This window comes from Streptomyces sp. NPDC093109 (genome assembly GCF_040701725.1).
GTDB lineage: Bacteria > Actinomycetota > Actinomycetes > Streptomycetales > Streptomycetaceae > Streptomyces.
In genome coordinates, this window is record NZ_JBFBEZ010000029.1 from 78,381 (window position 1) to 103,071 (window position 24,691).

A 24,691-nucleotide genomic window follows, 5' to 3' on the forward strand; every position below is an offset into this window, starting at 1 on the left:
CGTGCACAGCACCATCCCGTCGCCCCCCGCCACCCCCGCGGGAAACGCGATGGTCAACCGCTTCGACCCGGCGAGCGCCCCCTCGGTGCTCTCCGCCGCCGACCGCCGCCTGCTCGACCGGCGCCGCGCCGTACTGGGGGACATCTATCCCCTCTTCTACGACAAGCCGGTGCACGTCGTGCGCGGCAGCGGCACCCGGCTCTGGGACGCCGAGGGCAACGAGTACCTCGACGCCTACAACAACGTTCCGGCCGTAGGACACGCGAACCCGAGAGTCGCCGAAGCCGTACGCCGGCAGTTGACACAACTCAACACGCACACCAGGTACCTGCACGAGAGCGTCGTCACGTACGCGGAGCGCTTCCTCGGGACCCACCCCGCCGGGCTCGACCGGGTCGTCTTCACCAACTCGGGGTCCGAGGCGAACGACCTCGCCGTCAGCATCGCGCAGTGGCGCACGGGCGCGCAGGGCGTCGTCGTCACCCGGAACGCCTACCACGGCACGACCCGGCTGCTGTCCGGGCTCTCCCCGGAGAACGGGCCGCAGATGCCGCTGCACCCCTGGGTGCGGGTGGTCGACGCCCCCGACACCTTCCTCCACGGCGAACAGGCCGGGACCGTCTTCGCCGAGTCGGTCCGGGCCGCCGCCGAGGATCTGCGCCGCCACGGCCTGGGCTTCGCCGCGCTGCTCGTCGACACGATCCTGTCGACCGACGGCATCTTCCCCGGCGAACCGGGCCTGCTCGCCGAGGCGTTCCGGGCGACGCGTGCGGAGGGCGGTCTCGTGGTCGCCGACGAGGTACAGCCCGGCCTGGGCCGTCTCGGCGGGACGATGTGGGGATTCCAGCGCCACAGCGACGACGTCGACATGGTCACCTGCGGCAAGCCCCTCGCCGGCGGGCTCCCCATCGGCACGCTCGTACTGGCGGCGGAGGTGTCCGACGGTTACGCCCGGAAGCACCGCTACTTCAACACCTTCGGCGGCAATCCCGTCTCCATCGCCGCGGCGACCGCCGTGCTGGACGAGATCGAGGACCGCGCCCTGCTCGACAACGCCGGGCGGACCGGAGCACACCTGCTCGGCCGGCTCACCGAGATCGCCGCGTCCAGCCCGATCACGGCGGACGTACGCGGCGCCGGCCTGTTCATCGGGGTGGAGATGGCCGCCACCGACGGTGAGGGCGGTGGACGGTGGGCCCGCCGGATGGTCGGCGCGCTGCGCGACCGGCGGGTGCTCATCTCGGCGGTCGGCCACTCGGGCCAGGTCCTGAAGATACGCCCCCCTCTCGTCTTCGACACCGACGACGCTGACGAGTTCACCGATGTCTACGCGGAGGTCCTCGCGGAGGTCCAGAAGCAAGGAGGCACCCCATGAGCGGCATCCTCGCCGTCGAGGGAGTCGGCAAGAACTTCGGTCCGATCACCGCTCTCCGCGATGTCGACCTCCGGGTGCGCGCGGGCGAGATCGTCACCCTCGTCGGCGACAACGGCGCCGGAAAGTCCACCCTGATGAAGATCATCTGCGGTGCCAACGCCTCCGACACGGGACGGGTCAGTGTCAACGGCGAGACCCTGTCGAGCCTCCAGGACGCCAGGCGGCTCGGGGTCGGCGTCGTCTACCAGGACCTCGCCCTCGCCCCGCACCTCAGCGTCGCGGAGAACTTCTTCCTCGGCAACGAACTGCGGCGCGGCAAAGGGCCGTTCGCGGTCCTCGACCGCCGAGGCATGCGCGCGGAGGCGAAGCACGCGATCGAGCGGCTCGGCATCTCCACACTCCGCGACGTCCGCCTCCCCGTCGCCCGGCTCTCCGGCGGCCAGCGGCAGGTACTCGCCGTCGCCCGTGCGATGAAGTGGGCCGAGAACGTCATCCTGCTCGACGAGCCGACGGCGGCCCTCGGCCCCAAACAGGTCGGTGTCGTCCTCGACACGATCCGCCGGGCCGCCTCCCACGGACTCGGAGTGGTCCTCGTGTCCCACGACATACCCAATGTCCTCCGGCTGACGGACCGTCTCGTCGTGCTGCGGCACGGCACGATCGTCGCCGATCTCCGGCCGGCCGGACTCTCGGTCTCCGACGTCATGACCGTGATGGTAGGTGAGGAGTAGCCATGAGCACCGCCACCCACGTCACCACGGCCGACGGCTCCCCGGAGACCCGGGCGCTCCCGCACCGGGTCAGGGAAGCCCTGGCCAACCGGGCCGTGCAGATCATCCTGGTCGAGATCGTGGTGATCGCCGTCTTCCAGGCCCTCTCGCCGGGCGGGGCCTTCCTCAGCGAGGTGAACGTCCGCGGCATGCTCCTGACGGCCTCCCAGGTCCTGCTGCTCACCGCGGGGCAGGCCGTCCTGATGTCCGCCGGCCATATCGACGTCTCCCAGGGCGCCGTGCTCATCGTGTCGTCGGTCGTCTCCGGCAAGGTCATGATCGCCATGAGCGGCGGTACGGGCACCACGGCGGTCCTGCTGGTGGGCCTCGTCGTCGCCGTCGGCACCGGAGCGGTCCTCGGCACCGTCAACGGGATCATGACCGGGCTCGTGGGCATCAACTCCCTGGTCGCGACCCTCGGGATGCTCTCCATCGGCACCGGCGCCGCCCAGGTGATCGCCGGTGGGGTGAACCTCACCGGACTGCCCGTCGAACTCGCGAGTTCCTTCGGTACGCTCCAGTTCGGCGCGCTGCCGCTGCCGACCCTGCTGGGCGCCGTCGTCCTCGCCGTCATCTGGATCCTGTTCCGCACGACCGCGTGGGGCACCCACATCCTCGCGATGGGATCGAACGTCGTCGCCGCCCGCCGCGTCGGCATCAGGACGCTCCGCAGGACGGTCGGGATCTTCGTGCTCTCGTCGGCGCTCGCCGGCCTCGCGGGATACATCGACCTCGCCCGCTACTCCACGACGAACATCTCCGGCCACCTCAACGACTCGATGGCCGCCATCGCGGCAGCCCTCATCGGCGGCACCGCGCTGACCGGAGGACGTATCAACTTCCTCGGCGCGGTCTTCGGAGCGCTCCTCGCGATCATCCTCCAGTCCGGGCTCGTCATCATCGACCTCTCGCCCTTCTACCAGACCATCACGATCGGCGTCATGCTCCTGATCGCCGTCAGCCTCGACCGCGGGAACCGCGCCAAGCTGGGCGCGGACTGACCCTCCGGTCCCACCGCGCCCTCCCACGTGTCCCCTTTCCCGGACGGTGCCGCCCCCACCCCGTCCCGGCCCCTTACCGACCGCACCGGCAGCGTGGCCGCCGTGGTCGCCACTCCTCCTCACCCTCGTCCCACCAGGAGAGCCCCATGTCACGCGCCCGTTCGCACCGCCTGATCACGGCGGTGGCCTCCGGCACCGCCCTCGCCACCGCCGTGCTGCTCACCGGATGCTCGTCGTCCGCCGACAACACCTCCGCCTCGTCCTCGTCATCGGCCTCGTCCTCGTCCGCCGGCCGCTCCGTCTCCATGGTCACGCCGGAGAGCACCGGCGAGTACTACGGCGCGATGTACTGCGGCGCGAAGAAGGCCGCCGCCGAGGCCGGCATCAGACTGAAGATCCAGGGCACACCGGAGACCACCGTCGACGCCGAGATGCAGGTACTCCAGTCCGTCCTCGCCACCGACCCCGACGGACTGCTGCTCACCGTCTGGGACAACGAGGCGTTCAACCAGACCCTCAAGCCGTACACCGACAAGGGCAAGCCGCTGGTCATGCCCGACTCGTTCCTCTCCGACGACGACTACCTCCAGTCCATCCGCACCGACAGCTACCAGTCGTCCTACGACGCCGCCGTCGAGGCCCTCAAGGACTTCCACATCGACTCCGGCAAGGTGCTCATCGTCACCGACTCGCCCGGCAACGCGATCCAGTCCGACCGGGCGAAGGGATTCAAGGACGCCATCGAGAAGAGCGGTGGCCTCACCGTCCTGAAGTACCAGTACGTCGGCGGCGACTCCGCCAAGGCGTCCCAGGCGGTCAGTTCCGCGTTCGCCGCCAACCCGGACCTGTCCCTCGTGTTCTCCACCAACATCGGCGCCGGTACGGGCGTGGCCAGCGGCATCACCAGCTCCCACGCGAAGGGCGTCACCCACATCGGCTACGACACGTCCAAGGCCCAGGTCGAGGCGTTGCGCGCCGGCAAGTACAACGCGCTGATAGGGCAGAGCCCGTACCAGATGGGCTACGACTCGATGGAGCTGATGGGCCAGGTCCTCAGCGGCAAGAAGGACGCCGGCTCCGTCAAGGAGAAGACCGTCAACACCCCCTGGAAGCTCGTCACCGCGGACAACGTGAACAGTGCCGAGAGCGCCAAGTTCCTCTACAGCACCGACTGTTCGGCCCAGTAGCACCAGCACGACCCGCCGCCCGGGGCGCCGGCCGGAAGGCTGTCGCCCCGGGCGGAGCGAGACGAAAGGGCAGAGAGATGACCGAGGAATCCTCGCTGGGACACCTGCGGGGCCGTCTGGAGTCGGGCGCGTCGAGCAGCCTCGCTCTCGCACGCGCGTGTGTACGGCGGATCATGCTGCTCGATCGTGACGGGCCGCGTCTCAACGCCGTCCCCGTCCTGAGCCCCACCGTGTTCGACGACGCGGCGGCCCTCGACGCCGAGCGGGCCGCCGGCCGTGTCCGCGGCCCGCTCCACGGGATTCCCTACACGGTGAAGGACTCCTTCGCCGCGGCGGGAATGACCCTGGCGGCCGGCTCCCCGGCCTTCGCCCGGGTCGTCGCCCGGCAGGACGCCGTCGTCGTGGAGCGGCTGCGCCGCGCCGGAGCCCTCCTCGTCGGCCGTACGAACATGCCGCCGATGGCGATCGGAGGCGGTCAGGCCGGGCTGTACGGCCGTACGCGCAGCCCGTACAACCCCGAACACCTCGCCGCCGCATGGCACTCGGGCTCCTCGATCGGCTCGGGCGTCTCCGTGGCGGCGGGGCTGTGCGCCTTCGGGATCGGGGAGGAGACCGTGTCCTCGGGGCGCTCCCCCGCGTCGAACAACGCCCTGGTCGCCTACACCCCGTCCTGGGGTGTGGTGCCCAGCACCGGCAACTGGCCCCTCCATCCGTACCGCGATGTCGTCGTACCGCACACGCGGAGTGTGGCGGACCTGCGGGACGTGCTCGCCGTGATCGCCGGCGGCGACCCCCGGGATGTCTGGGCCCGGCAGAGCGCCGTCGACATCGCGCCCGCAGAAGCCGTGTCCCTGGCCCTCCGCGCGCCGGCCCCTTCCGCCTCGACGGCGGCGCTCGAAGGACTCGTCATCGGTGTTCCCCGGCTCTACGCCGGGGAGGACGGCCGGGACACCGGCGGCCCGCCGCTGCGCCCGTCGATCCGCCGCCTCTGGGAGAGGACGGAGCGGACCCTGCTCGCGGCGGGCGTCCGTACCGTCCACGTCGACTTCCCGCTGGTCGAGGCCTACGAGGGCCGTGGCACCCGGCATCCGTCGCTGGAGGACCGGGGCTATCTGCCGCCCGACTGGACGGCGTACGAACTGGACGCCCTCATGACCTTCTCCTGGCAGCGGCATCTCGACGCGTTCGCCCGCGACCCGCTCCCCCTCACCCGGGTCGCGCCCGCCGCCGTCCGCCCGGACGTCCCCCACTCGGTGGACATCGTCGAGAGCGGACAGCTGCACCCGGGACGGGACGTCTTCGATTTCGCCCGCATCCTGAGCCAGGACGCCCCGGACGAGGAGGAGGTCCTGCGCCGGTCCGCCGCGGCGCTCGCCGGGCTCGACGCGGCCCGGCGGGACCTGTTCGAGGACTGGATGGCCCGGGAGGGACTCGACGCCGTCGTGTTCCCCGCGAACTCGGACGTCGGCTCCTGGGACGCGGAGACCAACCCCGCCTCGGCCCGCGCCGCCTGGCGGGACGGCACGGTCTTCTCCACCACCAATCACGTACTGCGCCGGGTCGGCATCCCGAGCGTGACCGTACCCATGGGGGTGATGGACGACATCGGTATGCCGGTCGGGCTCACGGTCTGCGGGCCGGCGTACACCGACCACCGGCTGCTCGGCATCGCGCAGGCGATCGAGCACGTCCTGCCCGCCCGCGCCCCGGCCCCGCTCCCCCGCGTCCCCGACCTCCTCCCGGCGGCCGGCGCCGGGCGGAGCGCCGCCACCCGGCCGGTGCGTGCCCGAGTCTCCGGCGACGCCGTCATCGCCCCGGACGGTTCCGTGAAGGTCCGGGTGCGCACCGAGGTGGCGGCCCCCGACGGCACCCGCGTACTCCTCGAAGTCTGCGGACAGACCCGTGAACCCGGTCCCGGCGTCCGCGAGGAGGAGTTCCGCCTCGCGCCGGCCCGGCGCACCGTCCACGGGGAGACGAGCGCCCTCGTCCTGCTCACCGTCGCCGCGCCCGACAGCACCGTCCTCACCTGCGCCCTCACCGAACTGCCTTACACCCGGCCCCGCCCCACCTGACCACGTACTCCCACGCCGTACCACCCGCGAAGGACAGACGACCATGACAACGCCCCCGAGCACGACGACACCCGACACGGTCTCACCGAGCCCGGCGAGCGGGCCCGGTACCGCCTCGGCGGATACGTCGCCCGCCGCACCCTCCGAGCTGATCTGGTGGTCCGCCACGCGGCTGCGCGACGCCGTCGCCGCCGGCGAGATCACCGCGGTCGAGCTGATGAGCGCCTGCTACGACCGTATCGACGCCACCGACGACCGGATCAATGTGATCGTGTACCGGATGCCGCGTCAGGAGGCGATCGCGCTGGCCGAGGAGGCGGACCGTGTCCGCGCCGCGGGCGGTCCCCTCGGCCCGCTGCACGGGATCCCCGTCGCGATCAAGGATCTGGTCGATGTCGCCGGCATGCCCACCTCGCGCGGCTCCCGGGCCTTCGCCGACCGCGGCCCGCGCGCGACCGACGTACCCCACGTCCGCAAGCTGCGCGAGGCGGGGGCCCTCATCATCGCCAAGACCAACTCGCCGGAGTTCGGCGTCGGCACGGTCACCTGGAACGACGTCCACGGCATCACCCGCAACCCGTACGACACGACCCGGCACGCGGGCGGCTCCACCGGAGGAGTGGCCGCCGTCGCCGCCGGGATGCTGCCGCTGGTGGACGGCTCCGACTCGGGCGGCAGCCTGCGCTACCCCGCCTCCTTCTGCAACGCCGTCGGCCTCAGGACCACACCCGGTCTCGTGCCCGCCGCCTCGGGACCCGGCGCCTGGGAACCGCACTCCGTGAACGGCCCCGTCGCCCGCACCTGCCGGGACGCGGCGCTGATGCTCTCGGCGATGACCGGGACGGACGAACTGACACCTCTGGGCCACGGCCTCGGCGCCACCGCCGAACTCGGCACCCCCCACCACGCCCCGGTCCGGCTCGCCTGGAGCGAGGACCTCGGCGGCCTGCCCGTCGCCACGGAGGTACGGGAGGCCTTCCGTTCGGTCCGGCGCACCCTGGAGGCGGCCGGCGTCGAAGTGGTGGACGTCGAAGTGGACTTCACCGGCGTCGACCGCGCGTGGCAGACGATCGAGATGTTCGGCTGGTTCTCCCTGCTCGGCCGGGACCCGATCGAACACCCGGAGAAGTACCGCGACGACTTCGTCACCAATGTGACCGAGGCGTCCGCCTACTCGACGACCGAACTGGTCGAGGCACAGCGGCGCCGCTACGAACTGTTCGTGCGGTTCGCCGAACTCCTGCGTGACTTCGACGCGTTCGTCTGCCCCGGCGCGCCCGTCACCGCGCCTCCCGCCGAGGTGCCGTGGGTCGCGGAGATCGAGGGCACGTCCTTCGACCGGTACTTCGAGTGGCAGCGGCTGGCCTGCCGTCTCGTCCCCTCGCAGCATCCTGTGCTCGCGATGCCCGCCGCGTTCGGCAGTTCGGGGCTTCCCGTCGGGATCCAGATGGTCGGCCGTTACGGACGTGACGTGGAACTCCTCGCGCTGGGCGAACGGCTAGAGTTGATCCTCGGCGTGGCCGGTGTCCGTCCGGGACTCGACTGATGTCCCGGAGGCCGTCCGCCGCCGCCGGGTGGCTCCCGTACGACAGCGCGGGATCGCAGACCGAGGGCTCCGCCTCGGGACAGAGGGGAGAGGGCACGCATGGGAACCCGGCGTGACGAGCGTCTTCAGCGGATCCTGGAACTCCTCGAAGAGCGGGGCAAGGTCGAGACCGCCACCCTCGCCCAGGAACTCTGCGTGACCGAACTGACGGTACGCCGCGACATCGACCACCTCAGCGGCCAGGGGATCGCCCGCCGCGTCTACGGCGGACTCGAACTGAACGCGGGACGCAGCTTCGAACCGCCTTTCTCGATGCGGCTGAGGAAGAACGTCGACCGGAAGAAGGCGATGGCCCGGGCGGCCGTCGACCTGGTCCGGCGCGGCGACAACATCGCCATCGACTTCGGCACGAAGGCCTACTTCGTCGCCCTGGAGATGCGTGAACGCCGTCTCCAGGCGCTGGTCGGGGTGTCGAGCGTCCAGGTCATGGAGGTCCTGGGCCAGGACAGCGACATCCATGTCCTCATCCCCGGTGGTGAACTCCGGCCCCGTGAGCTGAGCTTCTACGGGTCGACCACCGAGCGGTTCTTCCGTGAGCACCGCTGGGACACGGCGATCGTCTCCGTGGCCGGTGTCAGCGTCGACTCCGACCTGGTGTCGGACTACAACGAGGCCGACGCGCAGCTGAAGGCCGCGATGATCTCCAGCGCCGACCAGGTCGTCCTGCTGGCGGAGGAACGCCATCTGGGCGCCGTGTCCTTCTCGCCCGTCGGGTCACTGAGCCGGATCACGACCATAGTGACCGACGCCCCCCGCGGGAATCCGGTCGTGGAGAGCCTCGAATCACGCGGCATGACCGTGGTCCACGCCGAACACACCACCACCGGCTGACTCTTCGCACCGCCCGCACGACGGATCCGCCCTCCCCCGGCCCGAGGCACACGCACACCACGCCCGGACCGCGCTCCCGCCTTCCCTCATGCGCTCCAGCCCGGCGGGACAGCGCCGGACGCCCACCCCAGGAGAACCGGTTGACCACTGCACGAAGGGCCGTCGAGACCTGCTACGAGCGGGTCCGTGCGGCCGCACGCCCCGAAATATGGATCACCCTGCGCGACCGTGAACACGCGCTCGCGCTGGCCGACGAGGTCGACGCACGCGTCAGCGACGGAACGGCGCTGCCCCTCGCCGGGACGACCGTCGCGGTCAAGGACAACATCGATGTCGCCGGCCTGCCCACGACCGCGGGAGCCCCCGGGGTACGGCACACTCCCGCCACCAGCGCCGAGACGGTCCGTCTGCTGGAGGAGGCCGGGGCCGTCGTCGTGGGGAAGACCAACCTGGACCAGTTCGCGACGGGCCTGGTCGGCACCCGCACGCCGTACGGGACACCGACGTCGGCGAGCGACCCGGCGCTGGTCGCGGGCGGCTCCAGCTCCGGCTCGGCGCTGGCCGTCGCCCTGGGACTGGTGGACATGGCGCTGGGCACGGACACCGCCGGATCCGGACGGGTACCCGCCGCGTTCAACCATCTCGTCGGGGTGAAGCCGACCCTCGGAATGCTGTCCTCGGCAGGTGTCTACCCGGCCTCCCCGAGCTACGACACGGTGTCGGTGTTCGCCCGCAGCCTGACCACCGCGGGCTCGGCGATGGAGGTCATGACGGCCGGCAGTGCGTCGCGGCCCTGGGCGCGGCACGCCCGGCTGTCCGCGTCACGAGGACGGGTCGGCATCGTCGACGAGGCGACGCTGGCACTCGTCGACGAGCACGGGAGGACGGCGTACCGGTCCACCGTCGAAGCCCTGACCGCGGCGGGGTTCAAGACCGTCGAGGTCGGCACGGCACCGCTGCTCGACGCCGCGAAGCTTCTCTACGACGGCGCTCTGCTGGCCGAGCGCGCCTACGCGTTCGGCGCCGTACTGGCCGAACTCGGGCCGGAGGCCGACCCGACCGTCGCCTCCATCGTGCTGCCCGCCCGGGAGTTCGCCGCCGTCGATCTCGTCCGCGACCAGCAGAGACTGGTCGCGGCCCGGGCGATCGCCTCGGAGACCCTCGCCCCGCTGGACGCCCTGCTCCTTCCGACCTCGCCCGGCCATCCGAGCATTGAGGAGGTACGTGCCGACCCGATCGGGGTGAACGCGCGCAACGGCACGTTCACGAACTTCGTCAACCTGCTGGACCTCAGTGCCCTCGCGGTCCCGGCGGCCGGTTCGACACCGCGGCGGCCCGTCGGAGTCACACTGGTCGGCCGCGCCCACGACGACCTCGCCCTGGCCGACGTCGCCGCGCGCGCCGGACTGGCCGACGCCCTGCCACCGGGCCGGCTCTGGGGCGCGCCGTACCGCGAACTCGTGGTGATGGGCGCCCACCGCAGCGGACAGCCCCTCAACCACCAACTGACCGCTACCGGAGCCCGCCTGCTGGGTACGGTCCGGACGGCGCCCGTGTACCGGATGGCGAGGCTCGGCACAACACCCCCGAAGCCCGCGGTCTGGAGGGCCGGGGCCGGCGGCGCGTCGATCGCCGGTGAACTGTGGGCGCTCACCCCGGACGGGTTCGCGGACTTCCTCGGACAACTCGCCGCACCCATGGCGATCACTCCGGTGACGCTGGAGGACGGCCGTGAGGTACTCGGCTTCACCTGCGAACCCGGAGCCCTCGACGGCGCCGAGGACATCACCGCGCACGGAGACTGGATCGCGTATCTCGCCTCCACCGCCCCGCAGACCCGCCGTCCTGCCGGGGCCGGCTGACGTCGTGACCGCCCGGCGTCCGACGAAGGCGCGGTGTGGCAGAACGCCGGGAGCGGTTCCACACATCGACTTCGGCCTCATGCCCGCCGGTCTGTTCGTCTCGGCCCGGACCCGGACCCGGACCCGGCCATGGTTTTCAACCCGTCAGCACTTGTCCCCCACCGCGTCAATCCTTGATCCGAAGTCGTTGTTGTAGACGTTCCATTCGTCGCCAGGACTCACCGAACGACAGGTCTTCTTCCCACCGCTCCAGTCGATGAAGGCACCGGATCGGTTGGCGCGGAAGGACCACACATGGTCGCGGAACTTCGCCGGCAGGTCGACGTAGCCGCCCTTCCACTGGTACAGGTCGTCGCCCAGGCCGTACTGCTGGCGCCAGAGGCAGATCGTGTTCGCCGAACACGTCAGCCCCGCGGACGGAGCAGCGTACGACGGTTCGGAAGCCACACCCAAGGTGGTCAGCAGCACCGCTCCGGACATGGCCAGCGCACGCATACGCGCGTTCATGAATCCTCCTGCTACGTCGGTCAGCTACCAGCGGCTACGCGATGCCGGTAGTACCGGGGACGACTCGGTGACGCCCGGCTTGCCAGAGTGCGAAACCGCCGAGTCAACGTTATTCAGAGGGACCGCTCACTCCGGCACCTATGTGCAGGATTCGCCCGGACGGAGTCCGCAGTGGTGAGGACGTCCTCGTCCACGTGTCTCCCGGCCGCGTCGCGAGGGGCCCGCGCGTGGCGGAGTCGCGACGCCCGCGGCATGGCGGCTACCGGCCCGCCAGCCGCCATGCCCGGGGTGCCAGGTGGTGTTCCGCGTGGAATCGGCGGGTGAAGTAGCCCGGGTCGCGGTAGCCGACTCTGGAGGCGATCTCGCCGATGGCGAGGTCGGTATCGGCCAGGAGGCGGCGTGCTTCGCGCATTCGGCGCTCGGTGATCCACTGCCCCACGCTGCGTCCGGTGCGGAGTCTGACGACGGTGGTGAGGTGTCCGCTGCTCTGGGCGACGGCAACGGCGACGTCGTTCAGGGAGATGGGTTCCCGGTAGCGGGTCTCGATGACGTGGAACACGGCCGCGAGCAGGGGATCGCGGGCGACGTCGAAGGGGATGTCGAGGTCGAGCCGGCTCAACTGGAGTGCGAGGAGCGTCAGATGGGCGCGGACCGCGTCGGCGTACCCGTCGCGGCGCCGCAGCAGCTCGGTGCGCAGACCGGTCAGGTGCGCCAGCCACGTCCCGCGATCCTCGGGCGGGATGGTGACACGGTGTCCGCCCCGTCCTGTGCCGGCGAACGATGACAGCAGGGGGTGCGCGCGCCAGGATGCCAGCAGGGTGGCCGCGGGGTCGACGGCCTCGGCGGCGAAGAACAGCGTCCACATCTCGGTGTCCTCGTCCGTGTGCTGCCCGCCGGTGGCGATGACGGTCCCGGGCGCGATCACGAGGGCGTCTCCGGTGCTGAGCGCCCAGTCACGGTCCTCCACCCGCAGGAGATGCCGTCCCGCCTCGACATAGACAACCTGCGGGAAGTCGTGGGCGTGGGTCGCCGAGACCGGCCCGCCACCCGGAGGAGAGTCCAGCGACCGGGACATGACCGCGACCGGCGGAAGCCCCATGCCCGGGGTGTATCCGACGAGTGGCACTCCTTCCGGCGTGCGCCCGGCGCGGCGTCGCGTTCCGCCGACACCGACACCGACACCGACACCGACACCGACACCGACACCGACACCGGAAGAATCTCCCATTGCCTCAGTGTCTCATCCCATTCCCGCAGTTCAAGGCTGGGTACGTTGGATCGGTGAAGCGAATTTCGTCCATACCGCAGGGGAGAGCGCCATCACCGCGACCGGTGCCCGAGGCCATAGAACGGCAGGAATGTCTCCCCGCTCCTACGACTGGCTCAGCCGGGCCGCCGGTGTCGGCGACGCGCACTGGCAGCTGGTCGCCCAGGCCGCGATCGGACCGCGCGCCACGGTGCTGGAGATCGGCGCGGGCACCGGGAACGTCCTGTTGAAGGTCAAGCGCGCCGCTCCCGGGGCGGTCGCGATCGGCCTCGACACCAACGCCGCTTCCCTCGCCGCGGCGGCCCGTAAAGCCGTCGAGGCAGGCGTCGAACTGCGGCTCGATCTCGGCGACGCCGCCCACCTCCCCTACCCGGACGCCGGCGTGGACCGGGTGCTGGCGTCGTTCGTCCTGCACCACATCCCCGACGAGCAGCAGCCCGCCGTACTGCACGAGATCCGCCGCGTCCTGAAACCGGGCGGCAGCCTGCACCTCCTCGACTTCACCGCGGCCCCCACGCGAAGACCACGCGACCAGCGAGCGCTCCTGGCACAAGCGGGGCTCCTCGATCCCGTTCAGCTCGGCGAGGGCGAGGCCTATGCGCCGACCAAGCCGAACAGCTGGTGGCACGACACCTACCGGCACGCCGCCGAGAACGTCCTGCTCACCCTGGCACTGGCGAAGGCGGAGGGCGTCACCTGCGTGTGCTGGTACCAGTTCCACGACAGTGTGCTGGGCATGCCGCAGATCGCCGATCCGGACAACGTCGAGTACCACTACGGGCTGATGAACCGCGACCTCAGCCCGAAGCCGTCGCTCCTGGCGTACGCGACCGCGGCCCGCGTCCTCGACCGGGCCACGTTCCGGGGCCACTTGACCTTCTCCGACCCGGAAACCTTCGGACTGTGGTTCGACACGCCCGAAGGACCGGCGGTCGTCCTGTGGAACCGGGCCGACGGCTATCTGCTGAACACCTCCGGCGAGCGCACCGACGGGCACTTCCCGGCCCCCGAGGTCTGGGTCGACCCCTGGCCGACCAAGACCCACCTCACGGTCACCGCAGGCGACGCCGTACGCCGGCTGGACTCCATCGGCCGCAGCCGGCAGCTGACACCGGCCCAGGGCCGGGTGACCCTCACACTCGACGGCTCACCGCGCGTCTTCTACGGCCTGACGCCAGTGGCCGCCGGGTCCGGCACCCACACGCTGGCGGGCTGATGGCCGCACGGGCCAGGCGACCGGCCGTCGCAGCCGTCCGTACGGTCCTGAGCGTCCGGGCGGCGTGCCGCGACAGCGCCCCCGCGGGGCCGGTACGGAGTCCGGCCGGCCTCGCGGGGAGCGCGTGTTCGTGGTGCCGTCGTGGTCAGGTGGCGTTCGCGTCGCCGCGGCGCCTGAACCACCACAGGCCACCGCCGATGAGCGCGGCGGCGGCCACCGCGGCCGTGATGATCAGGGCGGTGTTCGCGCTGTCGTCGCCCTTGCCCGCCGTGGTCGTGGTGCCGGTTTCCGTGGGTGACGGTGTGTCCGCCGGCCGGCTCGTGGCCGGGGTGGACGGTGGCGGCGTGGTGGGCTCGGCTGTGGGGCTGGGGCTGACCGGCTTCGCGCCGGGGGCCGCGGGCTCGAGTGCGAGGACGGGCGCGGAGTTGCCGTTCTCGCCGGTCGCGGGCTTCTCCAGTTCGATCCAGCGGTCGACGCGGCCGTCGCTGTAGGTCTGGAGGGTTTTGAAGGGCAGGGATTCGGCGTCCGGGAGCCGGCGTACGGTCACCGCGTACACGGCGTCCTCACCTGGGGTCACCGCGGGGCCCGCCACGGTGTAACCCCGTTCCGTGGCCGTGTACTTCCAGCCCTTGGGGCCTTCCTTGTAGCTGACGTCGGACGGTGCGATGCCGTCGGGCAGGACCACCTCCAGCTCGGTGATTCCCACGGTGCCCGACTCCGATTCGGCGTTGAAGTTCAGGGTGACGTTCTCGGCGAGGGCGGCGGCCGGGCCGCCTTCCGCCTCGACCTCCACATGCGCGGACGCCGGGGCGGCGAGCGCGAGCGAAGCCGCTACGGCAAGGACGGTGACGGCGGACAGCCGCTGCGCGGTGCGCGTGCGCGGCCGGGTGGTACGGGACACGGGTGGCTCCTGTGAGGTGACGGTGTGCGGGCACGCCGAAGCGCGCCCCGAGGTCTTGTGGCTCGGACGGCGGGGACGGGTCCGGCCGGAGGACCTCGGCGCACCACGGCGTGCGCCAGCACCAGGGAGTTGTACGGAGGTGCCGGTGTGCGCTCCCCCGCGGGCCGCAGGACACGCGGGGGCGCGAGGAGCGGTACGGCGGGAATCGGCCGTACGAGGAGGTCGGCGATCACCTTGCCGGCGCGTTCGCCCAGCTTTCCCAGGGCCAGGCACGCGGTGTCCGCCCGCTGCAGACACCACGCCACGAGTGCGGCCGCCGCGATGTGGGCGGCGGTCATCGACACCCCGTGATGGCCGGCGTGCCACGCGTCGTGCACACCACGGGATGTGTCGTGGCGGTCCATCGGGTGCGGTGTGGGCGCGGAGTGCCCGACGGCGCGTGTGAGCCAGAGGTGCAGGGCGGCTTGCGCGGCGCCGGTGGCCGCCATCAGCGTGGGCACCGACCGGGGCCCGCGGGCGGCGGGAATGGTCAGCAGGAAGAGCAGGACAAGGGCCGTTCCCGCATTCGGCCAGGGCACCGGATGTCCCGAGGCCACGTGGTGTCCGGTGAGGGCGAGTCCCGTACTCACCACACTGAACACCCCGGCACGGGCAGCGGCGGCCGGCGCGCCGGTCACCGGCTTCGGGTGCACCCGGCGCGCGGTGCGGGCAGCTCGCGTCCACGACATGGCGGCCCCATCATGCGCCATGATCCCGGCCGCCGGAGCACACTTCCGGTATGTCCCACGGCGTCCGGCGGCATGGAGATGTTCGGCGGCATCGAGGTGTCAGTCTTCGAATTCGTGCCGGACTCGGCGCGAGGGGGTGAAGGCGTAGAGGTCGAGGATGTCCGGTGGATCGGCCAGGCCTGGACCGCCGTTCCTGACCCAGGCGGTGATCTCGGTCGCGGCGCCGGGGTCGTTGACCTGCCCGAGCCAGACGGGACGGCCACCGGCTTCGCGGCCTTCGGCGGAGGGCTGGATGACCATGACGTTGGCGCGCTCGCACGCGTTCAGGCAGTCCGTACGCCGGATCACGGCAGCCCCGGCCGGCATGGCGCGCAGGTCGGCGAGCTGGGCTTCGTGGTCCAGGCGCGGGACTTTGGCGGATGTGCCGCAGCAGCAGCCCCGGCAGACGGTGACCATGGGCAGGGCCGCCGGCGGCGCGGCGGCGGCTCTCTCGCTTCGACGGTTCATCAGCTGTCCTTGGCCATGGTGGTGGCGCGGTTCCAGGCGGCGTCGCGCAGCAGGCGCAGGCCGTTGAGGCCGACGATGACGGTGGAGCCTTCGTGGCCGAGCACGCCGAGCGGGAGGGGCAGGTGGCCCACCAGGTCCCAGATGACCAGGCCGGAGATGAACACCCCGGCGATGACAAGGTTCTGCACCACCAGCTTGCGGGCCGCGCGGGACAGGGCGATCACGGTGGGGACGGTGGCGAGTTCGTCGCGGACGATGACGGCGTCGGCGGTTTCCAGGGCGAGGTCGGATCCGGCACGGCCCATCGCGATGCCGGTGTGCGCGGCGGCCAGCGCGGGCGCGTCGTTGACCCCGTCGCCGATGACCAGCACCCTGCGGCCGGCCGCTTCCTGCTCGCGTACGGCGGTGACCTTGTCCTGGGGCAGAAGACCGGCGCGGATGTCCGTGATGCCGACCTCGGCGGCGAGGCGGGCCGCGGCGCGCGGGTTGTCGCCGGTCACCAGCATGGGCGTGCGGCCGGTCAGCGAGGTGAGGGAGGCGACGGTGGCGGCGGCGTCGGGGCGCGACCGGTCGGCGATTCCCAGCACGCCGGCGGGTGCGTCATCGAGCCGGACGACAACCGCGGTACGGCCGCTGTCCTCCAGCTCGCCCGCGATCACGGCGATCCGTGCCGAGGCGGAGTCCGCCGAGTTGTCCAGCAGCCGGGCCGGGGCGCCGACGGTGACCTTACGGCCGTCCACGGTGGCGGTGACGCCGATGCCGGGGGTGGAGGTGAAGTCGTCGGCGTCCGGCAGGTCCAGGCGGCGCTCGCGGGCGGCGCCGACGATCGCGCGGGCCAGTGGGTGCTCGCTGGGGCGCTCGGCCGCGGCCGCCAGGGTCAGCAGGTGATCGTCGCTCACACCGCTGCCGGACAGAGCGCGGATGTCGGTGACGCGGGGGGTGCCTTCGGTGAGGGTGCCGGTCTTGTCCAGCGCTACGGCGTCGATCCGGCCGAGGCGTTCCATGACCACGGCGGACTTCACCAGGACGCCGTGGCGTCCGGCGTTGGCGATGGCGGACAGCAGCGGCGGCATGGTGGCGAGCACCACGGCGCACGGCGAGGCGACGATCATGAACGTCATCGCCCGCAGCAGGGAACCGGTGAGGTCCGCGCCGAGGGCCAGTGGAACGAGGAAGACGGCCAGGGTCGCACCGACCATGCCGAGGCTGTAGCGCTGCTCGATCTTCTCGATGAACAGCTGGGTGGGCGCCTTGGTCTCCGAGGCTTCCTCGACCATGGCCACGATCCGGGCGATGACCGACTCCGAGGCGTCCCGCTCCACCTTCACGCGGAGGGCGCCGGTGCCGTTCAGGGTGCCGGCGAACACCTCGTCCCCGGCCTCTTTCGCCACCGGCAGGGGCTCGCCGGTGATGGTGGCCTGGTCGACCTCGCTGGCTCCGGTGAGGACGCGGCCGTCGGCGCCGACCCTCTCGCCGGGGCGGATGAGGATGGTGTCCCCCACCGCCAGGTCCCCGGTGGGAACCGTCTCCTCGCTGCCGTCGTCGGCCAGTCGGCCGGCGGCGGTCGGTGCGAGATCGAGCAGGCCGCGCACCGCGTCCTGGGTGCGGGCCGTGGCGAGCGCCTCCAGGGCGCCCGAGGTGGCGAAGATGACGATGAGCAGCGCGCCGTCCATCACCTGTCCGATCGAGGCCGCGCCGATCGCGGCGAGGATCATCAGCAGGTCCACGTCCAGGGTCTTCTCGCGCAGCGCCCGGAGCCCTGCCCAGGCCGGCTCCCACCCCCCGGTGACGTAGGCGACGGCGTAGAGCGGCCCCCATGTCCAGGCCGGGGCGCCGGTCAGCTGCAAGGGCAGCGCGATCAGGAACAGCGCCAGCGCGGTGGCGGCCCAGCGCGCCTCGGCCAGGGCGAACACCCGCGTACGGCGTCGCGGCGCCGCCGCGGAAACGGCCGACGCGGCTCCTTCGGGGCGCTGGAGCAGGACAGCAGGCATGACAGAACGACCCTTCACGGGTGGAGGCGGTTACGCTTCCCTCACCGTACAGGAATACATGAACAGGTATTCATGCATGCCGGTTAGGATGGGCGCCATGGGCCACGGAGCGGACGACAAGAACGCGGCTACCACCCGTGAGCGCCTTGATGCCGTGGGGACCGCCGATGTCGCCGCAACCCTCCAGGCGCTGGCCACCCCCTCCCGGCTGCGGATCCTCGCCCGCCTCCAGGAAGGCCCCTGCGCCGTGGGCGAACTCGCCGAAGCCGCCGCCATGGAAGCCTCCGCCTGCTCCCACCAGCTCCGCCTGCTGCGCAACCTGGGCCTGGTCACCGGCGAACGCCGAGGCCGTTCCATCGTCTATGCCCTGTACGACCACCACGTCGCCGAACTCCTCGACCAGGCCCTCTTCCACGTCGAGCACGTACGCATGGGGCTGCGCGACGCCCCGGCCCGGGCAACGCGGACCGCGACCCGCTGAGCCACCCGGCGACGGGGTCCCGGAGGAGGGTGGTACGGCGCTCGTCACGCCCCCCGGGGCCGGCGGTCAGCGCTCGAAGACGCCGGTCAGCCGGCCGCGGCCGAGTACGGGCGCGGTGACGGCGGGCAGGAGGGCGCGGGGCCGTGCCCGGTCCACCGGTGCCGCGTCGGGGGCACCGTCCACGGGGCCGGCGAGGGCGAACAGCTGGAAGACGTAACGGTGCGGCCCGTGGCCCTTGATCGGCGCGGGACCGTTGTATCCGCGTCCGACGGTGGACCGCAGCAGCCGCACTCCGGGAGCGGGCCGCCGGGCACCGAGCGCGCCCGGGTCCAGGTGCCCGGATGCCGGGTCGAGCAGTGCGGCGCAGTGGACGGCGGGCCGGGCCAGGGGGACGTCGATGTCCTCGACGACCAGGAGGAGTTGGGCGGTGCCGGGCGGCGGCGGGGTCCAGACCAGGTGCGGGGAGAGGTTGCCGCCGCCGATGATCTTCGCGCAGAGCTCCAGCGGCATGGCGTCGCCGTCGCCGAAGTGCGGGCTCGTGAGGGTCAGCGTCTCGGGTCCCCGCAGGTTGGGCAGGTTCCACGCACTGTGGGCCTCACCCGCCCTGCGGTTCTTCAGGAGCCGGCCGAGCAGGGTCATCGGACGGCCTCCGCCCTGTCGATGATCTCGGCGGTGGTGGCGGTCTCGCCGAGCTTGGGGAAGACACGCTCGACGCTGTGGCGGTGGGCCTCGGGGTCGGGGTCGCTCATGGCGTCGGTGGCCAGGACGACGTGGTAGCCGTGGTCGGAGGCCGAGCGCGCGGTCGACTCGACGCCCGAGCTGGTCGAGATGCCGGCAAGCACGATCTGGGTGACGCCGAGATCCCTCAGGAGGGTGTCGAGGCCGGTGTCGTGGAACGCGCTGCGCCGTCGCTTGGTGATCAGGTGGTCGGTCGGCCGGACGTCGAGTTCGTCGATGAGGTCGGCCCAGTCGGCGGGCGGGGCGGCGCTGCTGCCGGACCGTCCGGCCTCGGTGCGTCCCGGCGCGCGTCCGGTGACGTTGACCAGGACCACGGGCAGGCCGCGGCGCCGGAACTCGTTGGCCAGGCGGATCGCCTGTTCGACGGCGGCGGTGGCCGAATGGCCGGTGTGGGCCGCGACGATGCCCTTCTGCAGGTCGATCACGACGAGCGCGGACATGGGATCGATCGTTGTCAGTGCCATGGTGTGCGTCTCTCCTGTGAATGGCGGCCGGTTGCCGGGATCGGGAGGTGGGGTGGCGCCGGCCCCCGGTGACGTGGTCCCGACCGCTGCCGTACCCGGCCGGCCGCGCCTGCGCAGAGAGGAGAGGAGCGCGGCGAGGAAACCGAGGGTGGCGCCGAAGGCGAACACGACGACCAGGCCGGAGTGGAAGGGGCCGGCGATCAGGGTGGGGAAGAACTCGTGTCCGGTCAGCGTCTGCCGCTGCGCCGCGGTCAGGTGGGTCAGGGCGCCACTGGGCTGGAGCAGGTGCTGGACCGGGTTGACACCGAGTTGGGCTGCGAACAGGGACGAGACCGGGGGCAGGCCACCGACCTGGGCGGCGACGTCGGCCGGTACGCCCTGCTGCCGCAGCCCTGCGGCGAGGGTGCGCGGGAGGCCGGCGGCCAGTCCGGCGATCATGAGGGAGAAGAACACGCCGATGGAGACGGCGGTGCCGGAGTTCTGGAAGGTGGCGCGCATCCCGGAGGCGACGCCGCGCGACCGCGCGGGCACACTGCCCATGATCGAGGAGGAGTTGGGGGAGGCGAACATACCGCTGGCGATCCCGTTGAGCGCGATCAGTACGGCGAATATCCCGTAGCCGAAGTTGACCGGCAGGGCCATCAGGCCCAGAAAGCTGGCGCCGAACAGCAGCGCGCCACCGGTGGCCAGGCCCCGGGAGCCGAGCCGGTCGGACAGATAGCCGGAGACGGGCCCGGCGGCGAGGAATCCGACGGTGAGCGGCAGCATGAAGATGCCGGCCCACAGCGGTGTGTCGCTGTAGTCGTAGCCGTGCAGCGGAAGCCAGATGCCCTGCAGCCAGATGATCAGCACGAACTGCATCCCACCGCGGCCGATCGAGATGGCGAGGCCCGCCAGATTGCCGAGGGTGAAGGCCCGCAGGCGGAAGAGGCTCAGTTCGATCATCGGCGCGGAGACGCGGTTCTCGATGGCGACGAACGCGGCCAGGAGGACCAGTCCCCCGGCGATCAGGACGATGGCCAGCGGGTTGGTCCATCCCATGGTGTGTCCGCCGTAGGGCTGCAGGCCGAAGGTGACCGCGACCAGGACCGCGCTGAGACCCACCGCGAAGGTGATGTTGCCCCACCAGTCGATCCGGCCGCCGCCGCGGCTGCCGGACTCCCGCAGGGTGCGGTACGCCCACACCGTGAAGAACACACCGACCGGCACGTTCACCCAGAACACCGCCCGCCAGTCCCAGGCCGCCAGCAGCCCGCCGGCGACCAGCCCGATGAACATCCCGGCCAGAGCGGCGACCTGATTGATGCCCAGGGCGAAGCCGCGCTGCTCCTCGGGAAAGGCGTCGGTCAGGATCGCGGCCGAGTTCGCGGTCAGGATCGACCCGCCGACGGCCTGCACCACGCGCCAGGCGATCAGCCACATCGCTCCGTGGCCGCCGTCGAAGGGGTCGAAGGACAGCAGGATCGAGGCGAAGGTGAAGACCGCGAACCCGGAGTTGTACATCCGGACCCGGCCGTACATGTCCCCCAGGCGGCCCACCGTGACCACCAGCACGGCCTGGACCAGCCGGTAGCCCATGATCATCCACAGCAGATAGGCGATGTTCCCCGGAGCCAGCGGGTCCAGATGTACGCCACGGAAGATCGCCGGCAGCGCGATCAGCACGATGGAGCCGTCCAGCGCGGACATGAAGACCGCGGCGGTCGTGTTCGCCAGCGCCGTCCACTTGTACCGGTCACCGGCCGGCCTGGGCCGGTCACCGGTTGGCCGGTCCGGGGCCCGCGCCTGGAGAGGATCCGTCATGGCGTGCTTCCTCGGTGTTCCTTCGCGTCGAATGGTCCGCCGGCGTCAGATGTTCCGCGCCAGCCGGTCCAGCAGCGGCGCCGCCGCCGCGAGCTGCTCCAGCTCCCCCGCGGTGAACGCGCCGCCGGTCAGGGCCCCGGCGATGAGTCCGGTCCGCGCGTTGCGCTTGTCCTGCAGCGCCCGCAGACCGGCATCGGTCACCGTCAGCACCACGCGCCTGCCGTCGTCCGGGTCCGGCCGGCGTTCGACCAGGCCACGGGCGCGCAGTGTGCCGAGCGTCGCCCCCATGGCCTGCGCGGTGATCTGCACCTCCCGGGCCAGCGCGGAGGAGGTGGTGGGACCCGCGCGCTCCAGATGCGACAGGGCGGTCCGCTCGGGCATCGTGAGTCCGCCGTCGACGGGCACCTGGCGCACCCGGCGCACCAGTACACCGATGCTCGCCAGCAGGACCGAGGCGACCGCGTCGGGGTCCAGATCTCCACTCATACAGTAAAGCTACCTTATCAATCAGCCTTAGTAAATATGCTTCCGCGGCCCGGCACCGCACGGCAGGTGAACAACCGCTCAGAGGCGCAGCCGGCCGGTGAGCATCGCCATGGCGAGTTCGACCCGTGAGCCGTGACCCGTCCGTGCGAACAGTCTCGACAGCCGCCCCTCTACGCTCTTCTCGCTGGTCCGGAGGGTCTTGGCGATCTGTCTGTTGGTCAGGCCCTCGGAGACGAGTACGGCGAGCAGCCGCTCGTTCTCCTCGGCGGTGGCCTGCCGCCCCGGCACCGGCACTCCGTGCGCGCGCATGAGGGGACGCAGCCAGAACCGGGGCATCAGCGCGTCGAGTTCGCCGAGGAGGGCGTAGGTGTCGCGCAGCATCGCCGGATCCCCCATGCCGTAGCGGATCAGATGGCACAGCACGGCGCTCTCCTCCAGAGGCTGCTGCCGCCACTGGGCCAGTCGCCTCGCGGCCTCCCCCGCGCCGCGATCGGTGTGCACGGCCGCGTGCAGAACGAGCCGGGCCATCTCGGCCCGCTCGGTGCCCAGCACGCGGGCGGCTGTCCCGGCTTTCGCCAGGCACTCCTTCAGCAGCTCGGGCCGGCCGACGCTCATCGCGACGTCGGCCACCCGCAGCCAGAGGAGTTCGGTCCCCGCCACCACACCGTCCGACTCGGCGCGGCGCACGGCCGCCCGCAGCACCGACCGCGCCTGTCCGGCTTCCCCGCGCACCAGTTCACACAGCGCCTCGGCCGATGCGAGCAGATGAGGCAGCATCGGCCGCCGGGCGCGGGCCAGTGCGAGCAGTTCGCTCGCGCGCGTGACTCTGCCGCTGGACAGGAGAAGAACGGCCGCGTGGTGGTACATCGCGCTCTGGACGGCGTCGCAGCTGTGCACACCGATGACGGCGCTCCTGCGCGCGAGGTCCATGGCCATGTCCGGACGGCCTTGGTGGAAGGCGATGAGCATCCGGCTGGGCAGGCCCAGCTGGACCGGGATCCGCCCCGTGTCGGTGAGCAGTTGTTCCGCTCGGCCGATCTCGCCCAGGGTCAGCAGCTCGCCGACCCGGGAGTGCACCTCGGTGGCCGTCGCCTCTCCGGCGCGGTGACGAGCGGGCAGGGTGGCCGCCGGGTCGCTCCCGTAACGGGGACCGAGCCACGACTCCGCGGTAGTGGAGAGGAATTCGGCCCGGTACTCGGCCAGTCCGCTCCTGTCATCCCGCCGTACGGCCCCCAGCAGGTCGCGGACCTCGCGCCAGCGGCCGAGCAGCAGCAGGGCACACGCGCGGATGATGGCGCGTTCCAACGGTCCGTTACGGGCGGGCTGTTCGAGTGTGCCGTCGTCCGCGATCCTTTCGAGCGCGGCGACCTCGCCCAGCTGGTACAGGGAGGCCAGCCAGGCGAAGTGGACGTCGAGCAGCTGGTCCGGGCGCAGCTGAGCACGGTAGGTCCGCAGGACGAGTCGCAGGGAGTTCAGGACCTCCTCGGCCCTGCCCTGCGCCAGGCAGATCTTGGCGTACTCCAGCAGCAGGCGGGGCCGTTCCACCGGGTCCGAGGTCAGCGAGGCGGCTGCCCGCAGCCACCGCACGGCTCGGTGGTCGTCGTACATGGAGTCGGGGTTGTGCAGCGCCAACCGCTCGACGGCGGAAAGGAGTTCGGCTTTCGCGCGCTCGTGGTCCACCATTCCTCCCACGGCCGCGAGCTGCTCGGGAGCGTAGGAGAAGTCTGCGCAGCGCGCGGCGCCCCGCCAGAGTGCGGACACGGCGATCCGGGCCAGGTTCCGCCGCTCGTAGGGGCCGAGTGCCGCCCTGACCGCGGCCCCGGCCAGCGGCAGCCGGTACTCCCAGACGGCATCCGACCCGCGGTATCGCAGTACACCGGTCTCCACCAGGCCGTCGAGCAGACCGCGGGCTTCCCGCTCGGTGACCGCGAGAGCCTCGGCCGTCAGCCGTGGCACGGCCTCACCGAGTGGGCCCAGTACGGCCACGGCCTTGGCCGCCTCCCAGGCCGCTCCGTGCCTCTCGCAGAGGGGCAGCACCAGCTCGTCAAGGGTGGACGGACCAGGGTAGGAGCCGCCGCCCACGAGATGGGCGTGCCGGTCGACCACCCTGATGACGCCCCGGTCCCGGGCGGCCCGAAGCACCGCGCGCACCGCGGCGGGCCATCCCCGGGTGAGGCTCCGCACCCAGGCGACCAGCGCCGGCTCGGGTCTGGCCTCCGTCTCGGCGGTGATCACGGCGTCGAGCCGGCTGGGCGAGAGGGGGCGCAGGTTCACGTGGCGGACCGGACCGCCCTGCCGCAGCCGGCCCAGCACCGCGGCGAACGCGGCACGGGACGCCCGGGGCACGGGCAGCGTGACGGTGCACACGCAGCGCGTGCTCGTCGCGACCCACTGCCGGATCGCGCCTTCCAGTGCGAACAGATCGTCCGGGGACAGACACTGGAGGTCCCTCAGCACCAGAATCGTTCCGCGTCCTTCGCCCGCGATCGCGCGCCGGGAAACCACGTCGTCGAGCTGGATTTTCGGTGAAGAATTACTGAAGGAAATGCGGACTATTTCCTGGATCGCGCCGGCTCCCGCCGCCCGGAAATCTCTGCGGTCAGCCGACATCTCATCGAGAGCGGAACCGATCTCCATTCCGGAGGGCCCGCTCACCACAACAAGTTCCGGCAGAGCGACCGCGTGAGCCGCTCCCATCCCTTCGGCCGCAAGGTGCTCGCGAGGTGGGGCGCCGTGCGCTTCGGACATGAAACCTCACTTATATTGGGGGGCAACTCGATACTAAGAGTGTGTCTCACGTGGCAAGTTTCGCGAGCTTCTTGTAGCAGGTCAGGGCGGCGGCCAGGCCGAGGAAGGCGAGGAAGTGCGAGCCCTTTCGTTCGTATCGGACGGTGAGGC

Annotated in this window: 20 protein-coding genes and 2 pseudogenes; 10 read left to right on the top strand and 12 right to left on the bottom strand. The window is 71.5% G+C overall.

The features are described from left to right. Window position 1: 1 nt before the first annotated feature. The 8 genes from AB0389_RS25965 (at window position 2) to atzF (ending at window position 10,704) form a co-directional block, all read left to right on the top strand. Window positions 2–1,375, top strand: coding sequence for an aminotransferase class III-fold pyridoxal phosphate-dependent enzyme (locus AB0389_RS25965; RefSeq protein WP_366397889.1), 1,374 nt, complete (start codon window positions 2–4; stop codon window positions 1,373–1,375). Beyond that, window positions 1,372–2,106, top strand: coding sequence for an ATP-binding cassette domain-containing protein (locus AB0389_RS25970; protein ID WP_366397890.1), 735 nt, complete (start codon window positions 1,372–1,374; stop codon window positions 2,104–2,106). Before AB0389_RS25965 ends, AB0389_RS25970 begins: the two co-directional genes overlap by 4 nt. Before the next feature lie 2 nt (window positions 2,107–2,108). After that, window positions 2,109–3,146 (top strand): ABC transporter permease, encoded by a 1,038-nt coding sequence (locus AB0389_RS25975; RefSeq protein WP_366397891.1) that lies wholly within the window; start codon window positions 2,109–2,111, stop codon window positions 3,144–3,146. Window positions 3,147–3,292: 146 nt separating this feature from the next. After that, complete coding sequence (locus AB0389_RS25980) at window positions 3,293–4,333, top strand: substrate-binding domain-containing protein (protein WP_366397892.1); 1,041 nt, start codon at window positions 3,293–3,295, stop codon at window positions 4,331–4,333. A gap of 77 nt (window positions 4,334–4,410) precedes the next feature. After that, window positions 4,411–6,405, top strand: coding sequence for an amidase family protein (locus AB0389_RS25985; protein WP_366397893.1), 1,995 nt, complete (start codon window positions 4,411–4,413; stop codon window positions 6,403–6,405). A gap of 43 nt (window positions 6,406–6,448) precedes the next feature. Beyond that, a complete protein-coding gene (locus AB0389_RS25990; protein WP_366397894.1) occupies window positions 6,449–7,951 on the top strand; it encodes an amidase in 1,503 nt (500 codons plus the stop codon). 99 nt (window positions 7,952–8,050) lie between these two features. Continuing rightward, window positions 8,051–8,842 (top strand): DeoR/GlpR family DNA-binding transcription regulator, encoded by a 792-nt coding sequence (locus AB0389_RS25995; protein ID WP_366397895.1) that lies wholly within the window; start codon window positions 8,051–8,053, stop codon window positions 8,840–8,842. Window positions 8,843–8,982: 140 nt separating this feature from the next. Beyond that, complete coding sequence (atzF, locus tag AB0389_RS26000) at window positions 8,983–10,704, top strand: allophanate hydrolase (protein WP_366397896.1); 1,722 nt, start codon at window positions 8,983–8,985, stop codon at window positions 10,702–10,704. Window positions 10,705–10,848: 144 nt separating this feature from the next. On the opposite strand, the gene AB0389_RS26005 is transcribed toward atzF, so the two are convergent. Further along, window positions 10,849–11,211: a hypothetical protein gene (locus AB0389_RS26005; protein ID WP_366397897.1), complete on the bottom strand. Its 363-nt coding sequence runs from the start codon at window positions 11,209–11,211 to the stop codon at window positions 10,849–10,851. 259 nt (window positions 11,212–11,470) lie between these two features. Then, window positions 11,471–12,310, bottom strand: a complete 840-nt coding sequence (locus AB0389_RS26010) for an AraC family transcriptional regulator (RefSeq protein WP_366397898.1) — start codon at window positions 12,308–12,310, stop codon at window positions 11,471–11,473. Window positions 12,311–12,569: 259 nt separating this feature from the next. Between AB0389_RS26010 and AB0389_RS26015 the strand changes: the two genes are divergently transcribed. Then, on the top strand, window positions 12,570–13,694 hold the full coding sequence (locus AB0389_RS26015) for a class I SAM-dependent methyltransferase (protein ID WP_366397899.1): 1,125 nt from the start codon (window positions 12,570–12,572) through the stop codon (window positions 13,692–13,694). A 145-nt stretch (window positions 13,695–13,839) separates the two neighbouring features. Here the strand turns inward: AB0389_RS26015 and AB0389_RS26020 are convergent, their stop codons facing one another. The 4 genes from AB0389_RS26020 to AB0389_RS26035 all read right to left on the bottom strand — a co-directional run bounded on the left by AB0389_RS26020 (window position 13,840) and on the right by AB0389_RS26035 (window position 17,821). Next, window positions 13,840–14,595 carry a DUF1775 domain-containing protein gene (locus tag AB0389_RS26020; RefSeq protein WP_366397900.1) on the bottom strand — a complete coding sequence of 252 codons (756 nt, stop codon included), beginning with the start codon at window positions 14,593–14,595 and terminating at the stop codon, window positions 13,840–13,842. After that, window positions 14,526–15,323: a hypothetical protein gene (locus tag AB0389_RS26025; protein ID WP_366397901.1), complete on the bottom strand. Its 798-nt coding sequence runs from the start codon at window positions 15,321–15,323 to the stop codon at window positions 14,526–14,528. The genes AB0389_RS26020 and AB0389_RS26025 overlap by 70 nt, the downstream gene beginning before the upstream one ends. Before the next feature lie 99 nt (window positions 15,324–15,422). Continuing rightward, window positions 15,423–15,830, bottom strand: a complete 408-nt coding sequence (locus tag AB0389_RS26030) for a (2Fe-2S) ferredoxin domain-containing protein (RefSeq protein WP_366397902.1) — start codon at window positions 15,828–15,830, stop codon at window positions 15,423–15,425. Then, entirely contained in the window at window positions 15,830–17,821 is a 1,992-nt protein-coding gene (locus tag AB0389_RS26035) for a heavy metal translocating P-type ATPase (protein ID WP_366397903.1), read from the bottom strand. The genes AB0389_RS26030 and AB0389_RS26035 overlap by 1 nt, the downstream gene beginning before the upstream one ends. 97 nt (window positions 17,822–17,918) lie before the next feature. Between AB0389_RS26035 and AB0389_RS26040 the strand changes: the two genes are divergently transcribed. Beyond that, entirely contained in the window at window positions 17,919–18,302 is a 384-nt protein-coding gene (locus tag AB0389_RS26040) for a metalloregulator ArsR/SmtB family transcription factor (protein ID WP_366397904.1), read from the top strand. Window positions 18,303–18,368: 66 nt separating this feature from the next. Here the strand turns inward: AB0389_RS26040 and AB0389_RS26045 are convergent, their stop codons facing one another. The 6 genes and pseudogenes from AB0389_RS26045 to AB0389_RS26070 form a co-directional block, all read right to left on the bottom strand. Continuing rightward, window positions 18,369–18,941, bottom strand: coding sequence for a YbhB/YbcL family Raf kinase inhibitor-like protein (locus tag AB0389_RS26045; protein WP_366397905.1), 573 nt, complete (start codon window positions 18,939–18,941; stop codon window positions 18,369–18,371). Next, on the bottom strand, window positions 18,938–19,504 hold the full coding sequence (locus AB0389_RS26050; protein ID WP_366397912.1) for an isochorismatase family protein: 567 nt from the start codon (window positions 19,502–19,504) through the stop codon (window positions 18,938–18,940). The genes AB0389_RS26045 and AB0389_RS26050 overlap by 4 nt, the downstream gene beginning before the upstream one ends. Before the next feature lie 471 nt (window positions 19,505–19,975). Then, window positions 19,976–21,307 (bottom strand): annotated as a pseudogene (locus tag AB0389_RS26055) (MFS transporter); the annotation flags it as partial. 45 nt (window positions 21,308–21,352) lie between these two features. Next, the gene (locus AB0389_RS26060) at window positions 21,353–21,793 is read right to left on the bottom strand and encodes a MarR family winged helix-turn-helix transcriptional regulator (RefSeq protein WP_366397906.1); all 441 of its coding nucleotides are present in this window, start codon (window positions 21,791–21,793) and stop codon (window positions 21,353–21,355) included. A 78-nt stretch (window positions 21,794–21,871) separates the two neighbouring features. Then, window positions 21,872–24,448: a LuxR C-terminal-related transcriptional regulator gene (locus tag AB0389_RS26065; RefSeq protein ID WP_366397907.1), complete on the bottom strand. Its 2,577-nt coding sequence runs from the start codon at window positions 24,446–24,448 to the stop codon at window positions 21,872–21,874. A 139-nt stretch (window positions 24,449–24,587) separates the two neighbouring features. Next, window positions 24,588–24,691 (bottom strand): annotated as a pseudogene (locus tag AB0389_RS26070) (IS5/IS1182 family transposase); the annotation flags it as partial.